The organism is Bradyrhizobium sp. 138 (assembly GCF_023074075.1).
Lineage (GTDB): Bacteria > Pseudomonadota > Alphaproteobacteria > Rhizobiales > Xanthobacteraceae > Bradyrhizobium.
Genome location: NZ_JADPKT010000063.1, coordinates 359792 through 378190 on the forward strand (window position 1 = coordinate 359792; position 18399 = coordinate 378190).

The following is an 18399-nucleotide window of genomic DNA, read 5'->3' on the forward strand; positions in this document are numbered from 1 at the left end:
GGGCTAAGTGCCGGAGCGGATGCAGAGCTCGGCGAGGTCGTTCTCAACGCCCTTGAAGTAGGTGTACGGAAGCGGCGGCAGTGGTGATGCGAGCTTCTTGATCTCCTCGACTTGCGCAATTCCTGCCTCCTCCGACAATTGCAGGAAGCGTCTCAGCGCCTTCGACCGGCTCTTGCCGGCGAATTCGTCCAGCTTCTCCTCCGTGGTGTCGATTGGATTGAGACGGAGCAGAGCCTCGTTGCCGGTGTCAGACGGAGACACCGCTCTGAGCTTCACGCGGCTGATCAGATTGTAGCGGTCGAAATGCTCGAAGATCAGATCCAGGAGCTTGGCCTGGCGTAGCGGCTCTTCCATCGCCAGATAGCGCTTCACATCCGCATTGCTCTTCAGGCTTTCCAGCTCGGCCGCGCCGGCGAACGGGTTGTCCGCGATTTGCCGCTCGCTGCGTGCGAATGCGCTTTCCAGCATGCGCGTGCCCCATGTCATGACGATATCGCGGCCGCGCGGCTCGAGCTGGTCGGCGGCCAGCCCCTTGTCCGTCAGGCATACGGGATCGGCGCCCGCGCGGAGCGACTTGCCGAGCTCGGCGGTCAGGGCCTTGCCGTAAGGCGATGCGAACGCCTCGCGCACCCGCGTGGCCTTGTCCTTGGTTTGCTCTTGAGCCTGTCTTTGGGTCTGCTTTTGGGGCTGCGCCGATGTGGGCGAGGCCGCGCACAGCAGCAGGACGATGACGACGGTTCGGCGGCTGAACAGCATGGATTCAACTCGAAAATGGTCCGGACGGCATCAGGCCCGTGAAAATGCACGGGCCTGCAATGGTCGTTCGGGCCGGCCGGATGGTTCACAGCCGTCAGGCTGCGAGCTGGGTCACGCAGGCTTGGGATCGAGCGTGGTCGACCACAGCGCGACGTCGGCGCGGTCGCGCAAGGTCACAATCATCTGGCCGGACGCGCCGTCGATCTTGACGTGACCGAAGAATTGCATGCCTGCGGACGGCGGCAGGTTCTGGCTGTCCTTGCCCGGCGCCTTGACGAAGCGCACCTCGGGTCCGAAGGTGTTGTCGAGCGCGTTCGGACCGAACGTGCCGGCATGCAGCGGGCCCGCGACGAATTCCCAGAACGGCTCGAACTCCTGGAATTGCGCCTTGTTCGGATCGTAGTAGTGCGCGGCGGCATAGTGCACGTCGGCGGTCAGCCACACCGTATTGTTGATCGGCGCCATCTTGATGAAGCGCAGGATGTCGGCGATCTCGAACTCGCGGCCGCGCACCGGGCCATCGCCCTGTGCAATGGCTTCTGAGCCGCCCTGCGGGGTGTCCGAGACAATCAGGCCGATCGGCATGTCTGACGCGATCACCTTCCAGGTCGCGCGCGAATTGACGAGGCCGCGCTTGAGCCAGGCGATCTGGTCCGGGCCAAGGAAATAGCTGGCGGGCTCGTAAGCGGTTTCGAGATTGGGGCCGTTCGGGCCGCGATAGCTGCGCTCGTCGAGCATGAACACGTCGAGATGCGGGCCGTAGGAGATCTGGCGGTAGACCCGGCCGGGCTCATTGATGCTCTCGCGCAGCGGATACATCTCGTGGAAGGCGCGGCCTGCGCGGGCCGCGAGCAGCGCGATGTCGCGCACCTTGTAGGCGGCCGGCAACTCCTTCGACAGCGACCAATTGTTGGTCACCTCGTGATCGTCCCACTGCACGAAGATCGGCACCTCGGCATTGAAGGTGCGGAGATTGTCGTCGGTGAGATTGTATTTGTGCGCGGCGCGGTACTCGTCCAGCGTCTCGGCGACCTTGGCCTTCTCGGGAATGGTGACGTTCTTCCAGATCTTGCCGTCGGCGAGCTTCACCTCGGAGGCAATCGGGCCATCGGCATAGATGGTGTCGCCGGAATGCAGGAAGAAATCCGGCCGGTGCTTGCGCATCGCCGAGAAGGTGAACATGCCGCCGTCGTCAGGGTTGATGCCCCAGCCCTGGCCGGCAACGTCACCGCCCCAGACGAAGCTGACATCGCGGCGATCGGCCGGCGCGGTGCGGAAACGGCCGGCGACAGCTTCGCCCTCGATTGCGCTGTGCGAGAGATCGCGGAAGCGGACGCGGTAAAAGATATCCTGTCCGCCCGACAGGTCTTCGATGAGCATCTTAGCGGTGAAGTCGCTCTCGGGGAGCGCCGCGATCGGCGGTAGCGCACGGGCATCCCTGAACGTGTCAGTCGTCGCAACCTCGACCAGCATCTGCGCGGGCCGGTCGGTGCGCGCCCATACCACGCCGCCACTGCCCGTGACGTCGCCCGACTGGACACCATGCGTGACCGCCGGCCGATCGGCCGCGCGTGAGAGATAAGGCATCGCGATCGTGCCGAGCGCACCGGCACCTGTGGTGAGGAAGCGGCGGCGGGAGAATTTGATGTTCATGGGGCGGGGGTTCGCTGGCTGGCGCATCTTTCGCTGTCATTCCGGGATGGTGCGCCAGCACCAGACCCGGAATATCGAGATTCCGGGTTCGATGCCGACGCATCGCCCCGGAAAGACAGGAGAAGCTATAGTGAGGCAATGTGACGCAGCGATTACGCGGACAAGCGCTCACGCGTTGCCGGCGGCCCTGAACTGCGCGCCGGCGCGCTGCAAGTTCTGCGGCAGGCTGATCAGCACCGCCTTGCGGTCGGCGACCGCGGCGTGGAACTGATCCAGCGCGATGTTGAATGCAGTGAGGGAGCCCTCCTCGATCGCGCCGTGATCGAAGCAGCGCAGCGTATCGCGCAGGATCTGGTCGGCCTCGGCCTGCATCTGGTCGAGCTCTTCGGTCGTCTCGCACTTGCGGGCAGTCGCGATCATGTCGAGCAGGCGTTCGCGCAGATGGCTGTTGTTGTCGCGCTCGTCCTTCTTCAGATAGCCGGCGAACCAGGCACCGATCGAGCCCATGGCGGAAAGCGCCATCAGACCCCACCAGATGTAATCGCTGTATTTGTCGAGGAAGGTCTTTTCCTCGCCGTCGACAAAGGCGGCCGCGCCCGGATGCACCGGGATCACCGCATCCTTGTCGGTGTCGGGCGTTTCGATCTTCGCCGCGAGCGGGAATTCCGTCACCAATTGCTGGCGCACGGCGAAGAGCTGGCGCGTGAACGCCGCGATGGTGGTTTCGGAGACGCCTTTGCGCGCCACGATGTGGTGCGAGAAGCTGATGGTCTTGACCTCGTCCTCCGGGCGGGCGGGCGAGCCACCATAGGTGCCGGCGGGAATCTCGGACGCTTCGTAGACCGGATGGTTCTGCGCGATCGCATCCGCCGAATCGATCGCGATGAAGCTGGGCGCGCCGAAATCCTTGGTGGTGGCGGCGATCGCATCCGCCGTGATCTTGCTGTTGACGGGGCCGGCCGCGAGATAGACGTCGGCTTTCTGGCCCTTGATCGCCTCGGCGACTTCGTTGGCCGGGAATTGCACGATCTCGACCTTGGTCGGATCGACGCCGTATTGCTGCAGGATCACCTTGAGCAGATTGACGTTGGCCTGGGTGCGGCCGACCACGCCGACGCGATGGCCGGCGAGCTGCGAGATCTTGGTGATCTTCGCGCCACGCTTCTTGCCTTTGCCGGGGACGGACCACAGCGCCACGACGTTCTTGCGCAGGGTCGCGACCGCTTGCGCGGTCTTGGGTACATCGAGGTCGCCGCGCACGATGGCGAGATCGACCTTGCCTTCCGCGAGCGCATTCGCGCTGGCCGCGGCACCGTCGGTCTGGATCGGCCGCAGCCGCACCTGGCCCTTGGTCTGGGTGAAGGCCTGAGTCAAAGTCTGCACGACCTTGACGTCGTCGCTGTTGGCGGGGCCGACCGCGATCTTCAGCGTCACCGGCCGCATCGCGAAGTAATAGCCGCCGGCGAGCGCGCCGACGATTGCAAGCACGAGTGCAAGAGTCACCAGCGCCGTCTTCCGCGCCGCGGATCGCGGCGAAGGCGGAGGGGGCGTTTCGGCCAGGTCCAATCCCCCGGTCATCGATCTCCCAAACAGGCGCTTGAGGCTCAGTTTCATCTTGGCCGGCGATTTACGCCCGCAATTGTAGCAAATTTCTTGTCCGGCGGGGTTACATCTCCGTCATGGTTAGCGGATGGCGGAAATCCCGTATGAACCCGGGCCGTACGCACGGTGTTAGGGTAAAGTTCCCCTGAAGGACGGAGATGACCATGGCAGAACGGCTCTCGGCGGAGGCGCGCAAGCAGGCGCTCGGCGGACTACCCGGCTGGAGCGAGGTTCAGGGCCGGGATGCCATCGGGAAAACCTTTATCTTCAAGGATTTCAACGAGGCGTTCGGCTTCATGACCCGCGCCGCGCTGACCGCCGAGAAGATGGATCACCACCCCGAATGGCGCAACGTCTACAAGACGGTGGAGGTGGTGCTGTCAACCCATGACGCCGGCGGCGTCACGGCGCTTGACGTCGCGCTGGCCAAGACGATGAACGCGATCGCCGGCTGAGGCCGGCCGGCGTCTTGCAGGGATCGGCCACATCCCCATCTTGTGATCAGCCAGGATGTGGCGATCTGCCCTTCCGGGCTGAACGGGGAGTTCATTGAACATGGCCGCCGAACACAGCGTCGGTTTCGAGCCCGCCGATCGGCTCGCGGAGGACCGCGAGAGCGTGCGCCGCCGCTTCTGGCGCAAGCTGAAGCGTGTCGCCGCGCATCTGCCGTTCGCGGAAGATTTGCTTGCTGCCTATTACTGCGCGTTCGATCGGCAGACGCCGCGCCACGTCCAGGCCTCGCTATTAGGTGCGATCGCTTACTTCATCCTGCCGTTCGACTTCGTCGCGGACGTGATGCCGATCCTCGGCTTCGCCGATGACGCCGCCGTGCTCGCCACCGCCATCCGCATGGTTGCCGGCCATATCACGACCGAGCATCGCGAGGCCGCCCGCGCCGCGCTGAAGCGCGGGGTGGATGAGGCGGAAGCGGCGGAGGAGGCAGTCTGACCGCCTTCGTCGCTTTGCTCCTCGCAATGACGGCCTTCATTTCTTCTCTACGCCCGCCTGTGCCCGCGCCTTCTCAGCGTCCCATGCCTGGAATTGCCTGAACAGCGTTTCCTTGTCCGCGTCGGACACCTGCGCCGCCGCCGGGCTCTGCTTCAAAAACGCCTCGAAGCGCTGCCGTGTCACCGGCTCGACGCCGTGTTTGTCGAGCCATTGCTGCGCCACCGGCAATCTGTTCCAGCCTGACAGGGGGGCTGCGAGCGAGACCTCCTTCCACTTGGGATGGAAGGGCGGATTTTGCAGCGCGGGGAATTTCGTGAAGAACGCGTCCACGAACAGCGCGAGCTTGCGATAGCGCTCGGTATTGGGCGACCAATTATAAGCCGCGAGCACCGCAGGCACCGCGATCGTGTCCACGTTCTCGCCGTCCTTGATCAGGTTCGGATAGTCCTTGGCGGTCAGTGTCGCCGGCAGGTAGTCGCTCTGAAGCGGCTTTGCATAATCAACTTTCGCAAGATGAAAGCGGCCGTCATTACCGAAGGTCGAGACCGACTTGTACGGCTTGCCGCCGACCACGACGACGGCGTCGATCTCGCCGGCCTTCAGCTTCTCCATCGCGATGCGCTGCTCGACATAGACGAACTTCGCCTTGATCCCGAGCCGTTCGAACACGGTGAGCGCGGTGACGAAGGTGCCGCCATTGGGCAGGTCCACGCTCACAGTCTTGCCTTCGAGACCCTTCAGGGTCGCGACCGATTTCGGTGCGATCACCTGCATCTCTTCGTTGTAGAGCTTGGTTACATAGGTGAATTGCTTCTTGATGTCCTTGGCAAAGCCCTTGCGTTCGAGATAGTCGAGCGTGTCGGCGCGCACGATTCCGAAATCGACGCCTTGCAGGAACAGGATGTCGGCAACGCTCTGCACCGAACCGCGGCCGACGATTGGAAGCACGCGGATCTTGTTGCCGTCGTCGAGCACCGAGGCGAGGTCGGCGCCGAATTGCACATAAGTGCCGCCGATCGTGCCGGTGATCAGCGTGACGGTGTTGGCGTTCAGCGCCTGCTTGGTCGAGGTCGAACCGAACTGGAAGATGGCCTTCAGGCCGTCAGAGACCTTGGCCGGATCGTATTCGGTCTGTTCGGCGCGTGCCGCGAAGGCACAGATGGTCATGATGGCGGCAAGCGCCATTCCCAAAACGTGACGCATGATGTCTCCTGAAGCGTTCTAGTTCTGAAGCTGGGCGAGGCGTTGCCGCGCCTCCGCCGATCCGAGTGCCGCGGCTTTCCGGTACCAATCGCGCGCGGCGATCGCGTCGGCGGCGATGCGCCGCGCGTCGCTGGTGCCCAGCACGGCGGGGTCATAGGTCTGCGCCAGCAGGAACGCCGCCGTCGCATCCTCTGCATTCGCCGCGCGCTCGAGCAGCAGGCGCGCCGCAACGATATCGCCGACCGTCAACAGGCTCTTCGCCCGCGCCATCAGCCCGGCCAGCGTGTCGGCGTCGAGCGTCCTGGCAGCTGGAGCGGGCGCCGGCGGTGTCGGCGCCGGCAGCGGCGCAGGCGTCTGGGCTTGCAGCGCGGTCTGATAAGCGGTCGCGATCGCTTCCCGGCTCGGCGTTGACGGTGCAGGGAGATCCTGCGCGTTGGCGCTCGCCAGCCTTGCATCGGTCACGCGTGCCGGATCCTTGCGCGGGGTCTGCGGTACGGCCGGCGCGTTGGCCGACGCCATCGCCTGGTCCAGCGCGACGCCCGCCGAGCCACCGGCATCGGCGGCGAAGATGCCGCGAAGATCGGACTGAAACAGCGCGGCCAGAATTGCCAGAGTGGATGCCACGAGAACGGCGGCGAGAACGCCCGCAAGAACACGCGGGACAATTCTGCCCCGGGGACGCAACTCCAGCGGCGTATATTCGCCCGGGTCCGGCGCACCCAGCGGATCGGACAGGAATAGTGGAATTGGATCGTCTGGAGAAAGATCGAACTGTGCAGCACGCGCACGAATATAGGACGCGACGGGCGGATGTGATGCGGCTTGTTGGGAGTCGAGCGCCCTCGACTCCCTGGACGGACGGAAGGCCGTCGTCTCCATGGTGATGCTCCCCCTGGACTGAACAACGCGGGGCATACCGGTTTCAGTGTTTTTGTTGTTGTCCAGGAGCGCCCTGCAAACTGGAGCCGGTAAATCGCAATTTGAATCAGTCCAAAAAGCGACGACGATTGGAGCGAATCGGGAAATTTTTGGGTTTGATTTGGACTAGGTTGTGGAATGCACCGCAATCTTGCCCGCGGTGGTTGAGGATATCTTACCAAGCGCCGGCGTGCGAACCGGGTGCGATGACCTCAGCTGTCATGCTCAGGCTTGACCGGGTTAGCTAAAGCTTCGGCGGGCTGAGTAACTCTCTGGCCCTCGGCGTAGCCTTGGCGGAGCCGGGACCGCGGCACGAGTACGCCGCGGCTTCTCGGCAAAATCACTGGCGTCTCTGGAATACTGGATCGCCCGGTCGAAGCCGGGCGATGACGATTGAGTCTGTGGCGAGCGTGCTTTGCGCGACGGCATCGCCACAGCATCCTCACGGATGCAAAATCACCTTGCCCATGGCCTGGCGTCCCGCCAGCACCTTCAGTGCGTCCGCGGTCTGGGCCAGCGGGAAGGTGCGATCGACATGCGATGAGATCTTGCCCTCCGCGGTCCACTTCACGAGCTTCTCGAGATTGGCGCGGTTCTTGGCCGGGTTGACCCGGGTCCATGCGCCCCAGAACACGCCGCGGATGTCGCAGCCCTTCAGCAGCGCGAGGTTCAGCGGCATCTTCGGAATGTCGCCGGCGGCAAAGCCGATGACGAGGAAGCGGCCTTCCCACGCGATCGAGCGCAGCGCCTGTTCGGCATAGGCACCACCCACGGGATCGAAGATGATGTCGACGCCCTTGCCGCCGGTGAGCTTGCGCAGACCTTCCTTCAGATCTTCCTTGGCGTAGTTCAACGTCAGCTCGGCACCATGCGCTTTCGCGAATTCGAGCTTCTCGTCCGACGAGGCGCAGGCGATCACCTTCAACCCCATCAGCTTGCCGAGCTCGCAGGCGGCAAGGCCGGTGCCGCCGGCAGCACCTAACACCGCGAGCGTCTCGCCCGGCTTCGGGCTGGCGCGATCTTCCAGCGCATGCAGCGCGGTGCCGTAGATGATGATGATGCCGGCGGCGCGGTCGTAGTCGAGATTGTCGGGGATCTTCACGATCGAAGCCGCGGGCAGCGCGATCTTTTCGCGCGCGCCGTTGTGGCCGCAGGACGCGACGACGCGATCGCCGACTTTCAGATCAGTCACGCCGGAGCCGATGCTCTCGATCACACCCGCGACTTCCGCGGCCGGCGAGAACGGGAACGGCGGCTTGATCTGGTATTTGCCCTGGATCATCAGGATGTCGAAGAAGTTCAGCGCCGCCGCCTTGATCGCAATCACGGCTTCGCCGGGACCGGCCACCGGATCCGGCACCTCGGTCAGCACGAGATCGTCGGGCTGGCAATATTGCGAGCAGAGGATGGCTTTCATGGCAACACCTTGGCGCGTTTCGAGTGGATTATAGTTGGCCCGGTTTTGCCGGATTTAGGGACGGGCGACAATCCGGATTCTTTGCTGGACGCAATGTTCGCCCTATCCTCGTCGTTGCGAGCGCAGCGATTTGTCCGCCGAAGCCTTGGCGAAGGCGGAAGCAATCCAGACTATTTCCACCAGACGGATTCTGGATTGCTTGGCTGGAGTGTGTGGAAGCAACGAGGAATCCAAACGATGTTTGAAACAACCCTGCTCAGGGACAAGCGCATCCTCGTCACCGGCGGCGGCTCGGGCCTTGGCGCCGCAATGGGCCGTCGCTTCCTTAACCTCGGCGCCGAGCTCGTGATCTGTGGCCGCAAGCTCGACCGGCTTGAAGCCACCGCAGCCGAGATGCGTGACGAGACTGGCGGCAAGGTCACCACCATCGCTTGCGACATCCGCGACGGCCTCGCGGTCGACGACATGATGGATCAGATCTGGCGTGAGGCGCCGCTCGATATCCTCGTCAACAACGCTGCCGCCACATTCATCGCGCAGAGCGAACATCTGTCGTTCCGCGCCGCGGATGCGATCCTGGCGCCGACGCTGCATGGCGCGATGTACTGCACGCTCGGTGCCGGCAGGCGTTGGATCGCGGCCAAGCATGGCGGCGTCGTGCTCTCGATCCTCTCGACCTCGACCATCACCGGCCGCGCCTTCACCGTGCCGTCGGCGATGGCGAAATCGGCGCTGCTGGCGATGACCAAAAGTCTTGCCGTGGAATGGGGGCCGAAAGGCATCCGCACCGTCGCCATCGCGCCGGGTCCGTTCCCGACGGCGGGGGCGTCGGGGCAGCTCCGCCCCGAAGGCCGTGACGAAGGCTGGACCGCGCGCAACCCGCTTGGGCGCACCGGCGAGCACAGCGAGCTTGCCGATCTCGCCAGCTTCCTGGTCTCGGACCGCGCCGGTTACATCAATGGCGAGATGGTCGTCATCGACGGTGGCGCGCATTTGCGCAGTTCCGGCGCCGAGGATTTGCTCGGTTGGACCGATGCGCAATGGGCCGCCCAGCGCGCCGCGCGATCCAAAGGCTGATACCGCTAACTGCCTTCCCAAATTGGACTTTCCCGGCTATCCCTGCCACGGGGACAAAGCGCGGCCGGGCCATCTTCCAGTCACAATATTGAGGGAACCACTCCAGCATGTGGCGGGTGCTGATTTTAGCTTTGATGACTGGTGTTACCGCCGGGGGTATCGCCGATTCCGCGCGGGCGCAGACGGCGCAACCGGCGCCGAAGAATGCACCTGCCCCCAAACCGGCTGCGCCTGCGGCCCCTACGACCGCGAAGTCGACTGCAAAGCCCGAGAGCAAGCCGGCAGCCCCGCCCGCGGCGGTTGCGGGCGGAGCGGAGCCGACCCTGATCGGCCAGTTCGGCACCTGGGGCGCCTATTCGGCGACGCCCAACGGCAAGAAGGTCTGTTTCGCGCTGGCAAAACCCTCGTCGTCGAAGACCAACCCGCCGAATCGGCCGCGCGATCCCGCCTATGCCTTCGTCTCGACCCGGCCGGCGGAAAAGGTCAACAACGAAGTCTCGGTCATGATCGGCTACGCGCTGAAGCCGGGCTCGGAATCGTCGGTCGAGGTCGGCGGCGCCGCCTTCGCGATGTACACGCAAGGCGACGGCCTCTGGATCAAGAACGCGGCCGAGGAGGAGCGGATGGTCGAGGCCATGCGCAAATCCGCCGACCTCGTGGTCAAGGGCGTCTCGGCCAAGGGCACCGAGACGACCGACACGTTCTCGCTGAAGGGCCTTGCCCAGGCGCTGGACAAGATCGCCCAGGATTGCCGGCGTTAAGACTGCGGGCGATAAGGTCGCAATCGGCGGTTCTGATTGCTATATAGGGCGTGTTCCATAATTTCGGTCGTCATGGCCGGGCTTGACCCGGCCATCCACCGCGTAGCCGCGATGCAAGAAAGACGTGGATGCCCGGGACAGGCCCGGGCATGACGAATTGAGACAGTACTGATCCCTAGGTCCATTCGATGCAACCGACTGCCGAGCCGCACAACGCAATCCTCGTGGAGAAGACTCCACTCGAAACCTATGTGCCGCCGGCAAAACCGTCGCTGATCGGTCTGTCGCGCACCGAGCTTGCCGATCGCCTCGGCGAGATCGGCGTCGCGCCGGCGCAGCGCAAGATGCGGGTGCAGCAGCTATGGCACTGGCTGTATTTCCGCGGCGCCCAGAGTTTCGACGATATGACCTCGATCTCGAAGGGCATTCGCGCCGAGCTCGCGCAGCACTTCACCGTCGACCGGCCCGAAGTCGTGGCCGAGCAGATCTCCAACGACGGCACCCGCAAATGGCTGCTCCGTCTGCCGAGCGGTGACAATCTTCAGAAGGCGCACGAAGTCGAGTGCGTCTACATTCCCGAGACCGATCGCGGCACGCTCTGCGTCTCCTCCCAGGTCGGTTGCACGCTGAATTGCTCCTTCTGCCACACCGGCACGCAGCGCCTCGTGCGCAATCTCACCGCCGGCGAGATCGTCGGACAGGTGATGGTGGCGCGGGATCGCCTGAATGACTGGGCCGATCGCGAGGACGGCACGCGTCGCGTCACCAACATCGTGATGATGGGCATGGGCGAGCCGCTCTACAATTTCGACGCGGTGCGCGATGCGCTGCTCATCGTCGGCGACAATGAAGGCATCGGCATCTCCCGCCGCCGCATCACGCTGTCGACCTCGGGTGTGGTGCCGAACATCGTGCGCGCCGGCGACGAGATCGGCGTCATGCTGGCGATCTCGCTGCATGCCGTGCGCGACGAGCTGCGCAACGAGCTGGTGCCGCTCAACCGCAAATTTCCGATCAAGGAGCTGTTGCAGGCCTGCCGCGACTATCCCGGCGCATCCAATGCGCGCCGCATCACCTTCGAATATGTGATGCTCAAGGGCGTCAACGATTCGCTCGACGATGCGAAACTGCTGGTGAAGCTGCTCAAGGGCATTCCGGCCAAGATCAATCTGATCCCGTTCAACCCCTGGCCCGGCACGGCCTATGAATGTTCGGACTGGGATCAGATCGAAAAATTCTCCGAATACATCTTCAACGCCGGCTATTCCTCGCCGGTGCGCACCCCGCGCGGCCGCGACATCCTCGCCGCCTGCGGCCAGCTCAAGTCGGAGACCGAAAAGCTCTCGGCCAGGGAGCGCCAGGCGCTGCGCGCCATGGCGATGACGGATTGAGGATGCGTGTTCGTGCTTTCGCCGCTTCGTCATTGCGAGCGCAGCGAAGCAATCCAGAATCTTTCCGCGACGGCAGTCTGGATTGCTTCGTCGCTGCGCTCCTCGCAATGACGCTGGAGTCGGCATTTCTTTCATGTCCCTGATCGGCCGCATCATCGTCATCTTCATCGGCTTTCTCGCCGCCTGCTTCGTCGGCGGCATGATCGTCGTCATGGCACTGCTGTTTCCGGAGTTCGCCGATCTCGGCGCCGGTCCCGTCGATCAGGGCACGATCGATATCCTGCTCGGTTTCGGCTTCATCTTCGTCTCGGGCTTTGCGCTGGTTCCGGCGGCGGTGATCGTCGCGGTCACTGAAGCGCTCTACATCCGCAGCGCGCTTGCTTACGCCGTCGGTGGAGGTCTCGTCGGGCTGGCCTGCTATCTCGGCCTCGTTCCATTTCACTCTGACACGTTCCAGTTCGAGGGGATCGTGCGCCGCCATCTGGAGATCATGACGGGCGCAGGCATCGTTGCCGGCGCGGTCTACTGGCTGATCGCCGGCCGCAACGCCGGCGCCTGGCGCGAGCCGCTACCTCCGCGCAGGCCGCCTCCGCCGCTGCCGTCCAATTCGCGGCCCGATGCGCGGTGACATTGTTGCCTCCGCCCGGGGTTTCCATCTCCTCCCCACTCCGCTAAACCGCGGGCCATGAACCGTACCGGACTCTTCATCGGCCTGGCGCTGTGGCTCGTGATCGGCGTCGTTTTCGGCCTCTATCCCGAGCTCGATCTCAAGCTCGCGTCGCTGTTCTTCGATCCCCAGACCAAATCCTTCCCGCTCAAGCTGAACGACTGGGCGGGCTTTGCGCGTGATGCTGCGATGTGGGTTGCCTGGGCATTCGTGATGCCCTCGCTTGTGGCGCTCGTGGTCAAGATGATCCGGCCCGACCGTCCCTTGATGGTGTCGGGGCGCGCGATTGTTTTCCTGCTGGTCACGATCATCCTGTCGGCCGGCATTCTCACCAACCTCACCTTCAAGACCTATTGGGGCCGGCCACGGCCGGTGGTGGTGACGGAGTTCGCCGGCGACCAGCAATTCGTGCCGTGGTGGGATCCGCGCGGCGGCTGCGCGCGCAACTGCTCGTTCTTCTCGGGCGAGGGCGCGACCGCGTTCTGGACGCTGGCACCGGCCGCGCTCGCCCCGCCGGCGTGGCGGCCGCTCGCCTATGCCGGAGCCGTCATCTTTGGCGCCGTCACCAGCGCCCTGCGCATGGCCTTCGGCGGGCACTTCTTTACCGATGTCTCGATTGCCGGCCTCGTCACCTTCGTCGTGATCTGGTTTGCCTACGCGCTGATTTACCGCTGGCCGCGGACGCGGTTTTCGGACGAGGCGGTCGATGCCGCCCTGACCCGGCTGAACATGCCCGCCTACCGGCTTCGCCAGCGCCTGTTCGGCCGCAAGACAGGTCCCGAGCCCTCGGTTTGAGCCATTAAATGCGTGCCGACGCTCGCGAAATTTGATATTCGCGCGGTCAAGTTCGAAACCTTTATCAGCCCCTTGAGACCCGATTGGAAGCGCCATGACCACGATCCTGAAAAGCCTGCCCAAGGGTGAGAAAGTCGGCATCGCTTTTTCGGGCGGCCTCGACACCTCGGCGGCGCTGCTCTGGATGAAGCAGAAGGGCGCGCGCTGCTACGCCTACACCGCCAATCTCGGCCAGCCCGATGAGGCCGACTACAACGAGATCCCGCGCAAGGCGACGGAGTTCGGCGCCGAGAAGGCCCGCCTTGTCGATTGCCGCACGCAGCTCGTCCATGAAGGCATCGCCGCAATCCAGTCCGGCGCCTTCCACATCTCGACCGGCGGCATCACATATTTCAACACCACGCCGCTCGGCCGCGCCGTCACCGGCACGATGCTGGTCGCGGCGATGAAGGAGGACGGCGTCAACATCTGGGGCGACGGCTCGACTTTCAAGGGCAACGACATCGAACGCTTCTACCGCTACGGCCTGCTCACCAATCCGGGTCTGAAGATCTACAAGCCCTGGCTCGACCAGCAGTTCATCGACGAGCTCGGCGGCCGCGCCGAAATGTCGGCGTTCATGACCGCGCAGGGCTTTGCCTACAAGATGAGCGCCGAGAAGGCGTATTCGACCGACAGCAATCTGCTCGGCGCCACGCACGAGGCCAAGGATCTCGAAAGCCTCGACAGCGGCATCAAGATCGTCAACCCGATCATGGGCGTGCCGTTCTGGCGCGACGACTGCGCCGTCAAGGCCGAGAAGGTCGTGGTGCGGTTCGAGGAAGGTCAGCCCATGGCGCTCAACGGCCAGACCTTCTCTGATCCCGTCGCGCTGTTCCTGGAAGCCAATGTGATCGGCGGCCGGCACGGCCTCGGCATGAGCGACCAGATCGAGAACCGCATTATCGAGGCCAAGAGCCGCGGCATCTATGAAGCGCCGGGCATGGCGCTCCTCCACATCGCCTATGAGCGCCTCGTCACGGGCATCCACAACGAGGACACCATCGAGCAGTACCGCATCAGCGGCATGCGCTTGGGACGCCTGCTCTATCAGGGCCGCTGGTTCGACTCGCAGGCCCTGATGCTGCGCGAGACCGCGCAGCGCTGGGTCGCACGCGCCGTCACCGGCGAGGTCACGCTCGAGCTGCGTCGTGGCAACGATTATTCGATCCTCAACACCGAAAGCCCGAACCTCACCTATGCGCCTGAAAGGCTCAGCATGGAGAAGGTCGAGGATGCCGCCTTCACGCCGGCCGACCGCATCGGCCAGCTCACCATGCGTAATCTCGACATCGCCGACACCCGCACCAAGCTGAAGCTCTACAGCGACACCGGCCTGCTCTCGGGCAGCGAAGGCTCGCAGATCTTCCGGCTCGAGAGCGACAAGGGCTGAGGCCGTGGGGTGGGCAAAGGCGCCCTTGCGCCGTGCCCACCATCTCTCGATCGCGTGGGCACAGCGCTCGCGCGCCTTTGCCCACCCTACGATTGCTCGTAGAGCCAATACGGCTACGAGCTTAATGACGGTGTCATTCTCGATCGCTACGCTTCCTGTCGAAACGGGATTGCGGAGCATCGCGCATGGTCAGGAAATCGGTACTCGCTTCTCTCATTGTCCTCTGTTGGACATCATCCCTTTCGGCGCAGACGATCTATCCGATCGATCGTGCCGAGATCCTGGCCGGCGCCCTATTCGACTTCAAGGTTGAACTCCCCGGACTGGTTTATCCTGCCAAGTTGAAGATCACGGTGAATGGCGCGGATTATGCGACCGCGTTCGGCCGTTCCGGGACCTTCACCGACCGCGAGGACGGCAAGGATCAGTCGGCCCTGGTCCTGCGCGACGTCACGCTGACCAATCCGGGCAGCGTGACCGTGGACGTGAGCGACGGCACGCACCAGCGCAGCGTCACATGGACGGTCTATGACACGGGTCCGCGCAAGGCCAAGAACGTCATCCTGTTCATCGGTGACGGCATGTCGCCGGCACATCGGGTCGCAGCCCGCATCCTGTCCAAGGGCATTTCGGAGGGCAAGAGCCGCGGCAAGCTCGCCATGGACGACATGCCTCATATGGCGCTGGTGGCGACCGCAGGCTCGGACTCCATCATCACCGACTCCGCGAATTCGGCCAGCGCCTATGCGACCGGGCACAAGAGCGCCGTCAACGCCCTGGGCGTTTATGCGGATCGATCCGCAAGCCCGTTCGACGATCCCCGGGTCGAAACCATCACGAGCCTCGCCAGGAGGCAGCTCGGCATGGCGATCGGTGTCGTCACCAACACCGAGATCGAAGACGCGACGCCGGCGGCAATGATCGCGCACACGCGCCGTCGCGCGGCCTATGACGAGATCGTCGAGCAGTTCTTTGCGGCGAAGCCGGATGTGCTGATGGGCGGCGGCAGCGCGAACTTCATGCCGAGGTCGGCTGCCAGCTCGAAACGCAAGGACGAGACCGATTACATCGCGAAGTTTCGCGATGCAGGCTATCAGGTGGCGACCACCGCAAGTGAGCTCGGTGCTCTCTCGTCAAAGCCGGAGACGGGCAAGCTGCTCGGCCTGTTCGCCGCGGGCAACATGGACGGGGCGCTGGACCGCAAATTCCTGAAGGGTGGCGGCGTCAAGAAATTCCCCGAGCAACCCGACCTGACCGAGCAGGTGCAGGCCGCGCTCAAGCTGTTGTCGCGGAATGAGGCCGGTTTCTTCCTGATGGTCGAATCCGGCATGATCGACAAATACGCGCATCTGCTCGACATGGAGCGGGCCGTCTACGACACGATCATGCTCGACAACGCGGTGCGCCAGACGCGTGAATGGGCGCAGGCGCGCGGCGACGACACCCTCATCCTGGTGCTCGCTGACCACAATCACCCCAACAGTCTCGTCGGCACGGTGAATGACGACATGGGCACGACGCCCAACGCTCCGCTGCGCGAGCGCGTCGGCGTCTACGATCAAGCCGGATTTCCCAACTATCCGGCACCGGATGCGGAAGGTTATCCGGCGCGGGTCGACGTCAGCCGGCGCCTCGCCATCTTCTCGGCCAGTCTGCCGGACCATTACGAGACCTTCCGCCCGAAGCTCGACAATCCCAATGAGCCGACCGTCAAGGCCGGCGGCGATGGGACCTTCAAAGCCAACGACAAATACAAGGACGTCCCCGGCGCGGTGCTCCGCCCCGGCAATCTGTCGGCGATGATCGGCGCCAGCGTGCATTCGGGCGAGGATGTCATCGTGACGGCGACAGGGCCGGGCAGCGACCGCGTGCACGGCTCGATGGACAACACCGAGGTCTTTCGCGTCATGGTCGACGCGCTTGGGCTGGCCGCTCCGCAGTAATGGGGATGCGCTCCAAATAAAAATGGCCGGGATCGCTCCCGGCCATTTGCGTTGTGTGTGCCGTTACCGCGGCGGCGCGGTGCCGGGCGGGGGCGGCGGCAGCGAGGCCTGCCCGCCGTTGAGCAGCGGCGTGATGTTGCGCACGGTGACGCGCCGGTTGATCAGGCTCGGCCCTTGCGTCTGCTCCTTCAGATACTGCTCGCCATAGCCTTGTGAGGTCAGGTTCTCCGCCGGCACGCCAAACTGCTGCGTCAGCAATTCGGCCGCGGACTGCGCACGGCGATCCGACAATGACAGATTGTCGACCTCGTTGCCGACCGCGTCGGTATGGCCTTCGATCAGGAACACCGCGCGTGGATTGGCCTGGATCGCACGGTTGAGACCGTCGGCGATCGCCTGCAGCCGGGCCGCCTGGTCCGGCGGGATGGTCCACGATCCCGTCTCGAAGTTGATCGTGTTGACGTCGATGCTCGGCATCTGCATGCGAACATTGGGGCTGTAGCGGATTTCGTCGAGCGAGTAGCGTCGATCGATCCGCTGCACCGGCGGTGCCACCATGGTCTGGTAGATCACGTCCGGCGACGCTTCCTGGGCGTCGACGATGTAGCGATCGTAGGGAATGTTCACGACCGGCGGCGGCGCGTCGACATAGAAGCCGCCGACCGCGCGCGGATCGCGGTAGGTGTTGTCGATGATGATGAGTTCCTGCCCGCGGGGGTCTCTGCGGATTCGCCGCCGCAGCGAACCGTCCGCGCCGACCACGGTGATGATCTCGCTGCCATCAGGACGCACCACGACGGTGCGGGTTTCTCCGCCGACCGTGTCGGTGCGGATGTCGCGGGCGCCATAGCGGAAGCGATAGAGATCGTTGCCGCGGACATAGGCCTGCCCGCCCGGATCGCGGACGATGATGCGGTCCGGCTCGGTGTAGACGGTGCGGCCGCCTTCGACGACCTCGCGCCGCTGGTTGTGGAGGTCGGCGATGGTCGCGCCGACCACGACGCCGGCCACCACGCCGGCGCCGACCGCGAGCGGCGTCAGGTCACGCTGCTGCGGACGCGGCGGTGGCGGCAAGGGCGCTGCGACCGTCGGCGCGGCCCGGAAGGCCGGAGCAACCGTCGGCGGAGCGTATTGCGCCCTGTTCGGCGGCGGCGCCGCGGCCGGCGTGCCATGGACGACGGTCGGCGCTGCGGCGCCGGCGGGAGGCGCCGGCGGTCGGGGTGGGGCACCAGCCTGCGGTGACGCAGGCGGAACTCCGGCAGCAGGCGCGCCCGCTGGCGGTGTCCCACCCTGAGGACCAGGTGTCGGCGCCACGGCGCCAGGGGCCGGCGTCGGTGCCGGGCCCGTGCCGGGACGTCCGGGCGGCGGAGTCGGGGTGGCGCCACCCGGGGCCGGCGTAGCCGTCGGACCGGGTGCTGCGCCGGGACGTGCGCCGGGTGGAGGTGTACCGGGACGGCCGGCTGGCGGCGCACCGGGCGTGCTGCCCGGAGCTGGGGTCGCGGTCGGCGCAGGTGTCGTCGTGGGTGCAGGCGTGGCTGCCGGGGCAGGCGCGCCCGGACGAGCCGGAGGCGCTGCGGTCGGAGCAGGCGGCGTTGCCGTAGGCGCAGGCGCGGGCCGTCCCGCAGGGCCCGTTGCGGGAGGCGGCGGAGGTGGCGGCGGCGTCGGAGTCGGGCGCGCTGCAGGCGGCGGGGTCGGCGCGTGCTGCTGCGGAGCAGCGGCCGGCGGCGGCGCTGGCGGCGTGGGAGCCGGGCGTGCCGCAGGCGGCGGTGTCGGAGCGTGTTGCTGCGGGGCCGCAGCCGGGGGCGGCGAAGGCTGCTTCGGGGCGGCCGGCGGCGG

Annotated in this window: 16 protein-coding genes; 9 read left to right on the top strand and 7 right to left on the bottom strand. The window is 65.1% G+C overall.

The window, feature by feature from the left end; translation table 11 throughout:
• Positions 1-3 precede the first annotated feature (3 nt).
• The 3 genes from IVA79_RS21910 to IVA79_RS21920 form a co-directional block, all read right to left on the bottom strand.
• Positions 4-756: a hypothetical protein gene (locus IVA79_RS21910; protein WP_247556500.1), complete on the bottom strand. Its 753-nt coding sequence runs from the start codon at positions 754-756 to the stop codon at positions 4-6.
• A gap of 111 nt (positions 757-867) precedes the next feature.
• The gene (locus tag IVA79_RS21915) at positions 868-2409 is read right to left on the bottom strand and encodes an alkaline phosphatase D family protein (RefSeq protein WP_247556502.1); all 1542 of its coding nucleotides are present in this window, start codon (positions 2407-2409) and stop codon (positions 868-870) included.
• A gap of 168 nt (positions 2410-2577) precedes the next feature.
• Entirely contained in the window at positions 2578-4023 is a 1446-nt protein-coding gene (locus tag IVA79_RS21920; RefSeq protein WP_247556504.1) for a TAXI family TRAP transporter solute-binding subunit, read from the bottom strand.
• A 152-nt stretch (positions 4024-4175) separates the two neighbouring features.
• On the opposite strand from IVA79_RS21920, the gene IVA79_RS21925 reads away from it, so the two are divergent.
• Both IVA79_RS21925 and IVA79_RS21930 read left to right on the top strand, forming a co-directional pair.
• The gene (locus IVA79_RS21925; RefSeq protein WP_247556505.1) at positions 4176-4466 is read left to right on the top strand and encodes a 4a-hydroxytetrahydrobiopterin dehydratase; all 291 of its coding nucleotides are present in this window, start codon (positions 4176-4178) and stop codon (positions 4464-4466) included.
• 100 nt (positions 4467-4566) lie between these two features.
• The gene (locus IVA79_RS21930) at positions 4567-4959 is read left to right on the top strand and encodes a YkvA family protein (RefSeq protein WP_247556507.1); all 393 of its coding nucleotides are present in this window, start codon (positions 4567-4569) and stop codon (positions 4957-4959) included.
• Positions 4960-4995: 36 nt separating this feature from the next.
• On the opposite strand, the gene IVA79_RS21935 is transcribed toward IVA79_RS21930, so the two are convergent.
• The 3 genes from IVA79_RS21935 to IVA79_RS21945 form a co-directional block, all read right to left on the bottom strand.
• Positions 4996-6162: a TAXI family TRAP transporter solute-binding subunit gene (locus IVA79_RS21935; RefSeq protein WP_247556509.1), complete on the bottom strand. Its 1167-nt coding sequence runs from the start codon at positions 6160-6162 to the stop codon at positions 4996-4998.
• Positions 6163-6180: 18 nt separating this feature from the next.
• On the bottom strand, positions 6181-7041 hold the full coding sequence (locus tag IVA79_RS21940; RefSeq protein ID WP_247556511.1) for a hypothetical protein: 861 nt from the start codon (positions 7039-7041) through the stop codon (positions 6181-6183).
• 481 nt (positions 7042-7522) lie between these two features.
• Complete coding sequence (locus tag IVA79_RS21945; protein ID WP_247556513.1) at positions 7523-8497, bottom strand: NADPH:quinone oxidoreductase family protein; 975 nt, start codon at positions 8495-8497, stop codon at positions 7523-7525.
• A gap of 237 nt (positions 8498-8734) precedes the next feature.
• Between IVA79_RS21945 and IVA79_RS21950 the strand changes: the two genes are divergently transcribed.
• From IVA79_RS21950 to IVA79_RS21980, 7 genes are all read left to right on the top strand, one after another.
• On the top strand, positions 8735-9574 hold the full coding sequence (locus IVA79_RS21950; protein ID WP_247556516.1) for an SDR family oxidoreductase: 840 nt from the start codon (positions 8735-8737) through the stop codon (positions 9572-9574).
• A gap of 107 nt (positions 9575-9681) precedes the next feature.
• Entirely contained in the window at positions 9682-10335 is a 654-nt protein-coding gene (locus tag IVA79_RS21955) for an invasion associated locus B family protein (RefSeq protein ID WP_247556518.1), read from the top strand.
• 188 nt (positions 10336-10523) lie between these two features.
• Positions 10524-11726 carry a 23S rRNA (adenine(2503)-C(2))-methyltransferase RlmN gene (rlmN, locus tag IVA79_RS21960; RefSeq protein ID WP_247556521.1) on the top strand — a complete coding sequence of 401 codons (1203 nt, stop codon included), beginning with the start codon at positions 10524-10526 and terminating at the stop codon, positions 11724-11726.
• A 133-nt stretch (positions 11727-11859) separates the two neighbouring features.
• Positions 11860-12354, top strand: a complete 495-nt coding sequence (locus tag IVA79_RS21965) for a hypothetical protein (RefSeq protein ID WP_247556524.1) — start codon at positions 11860-11862, stop codon at positions 12352-12354.
• Between the two features lie 57 nt (positions 12355-12411).
• Positions 12412-13188 (top strand): phosphatase PAP2 family protein, encoded by a 777-nt coding sequence (locus tag IVA79_RS21970; RefSeq protein WP_247556526.1) that lies wholly within the window; start codon positions 12412-12414, stop codon positions 13186-13188.
• Positions 13189-13282: 94 nt separating this feature from the next.
• Positions 13283-14620, top strand: a complete 1338-nt coding sequence (gene argG / locus IVA79_RS21975) for an argininosuccinate synthase (RefSeq protein ID WP_247556527.1) — start codon at positions 13283-13285, stop codon at positions 14618-14620.
• A gap of 185 nt (positions 14621-14805) precedes the next feature.
• Complete coding sequence (locus IVA79_RS21980) at positions 14806-16563, top strand: alkaline phosphatase (RefSeq protein WP_247556529.1); 1758 nt, start codon at positions 14806-14808, stop codon at positions 16561-16563.
• 63 nt (positions 16564-16626) lie between these two features.
• On the opposite strand, the gene IVA79_RS21985 is transcribed toward IVA79_RS21980, so the two are convergent.
• The coding region (locus IVA79_RS21985; RefSeq protein ID WP_247556532.1) for an OmpA family protein at positions 16627-18399 on the bottom strand (1773 nt) is incomplete at its 5' end.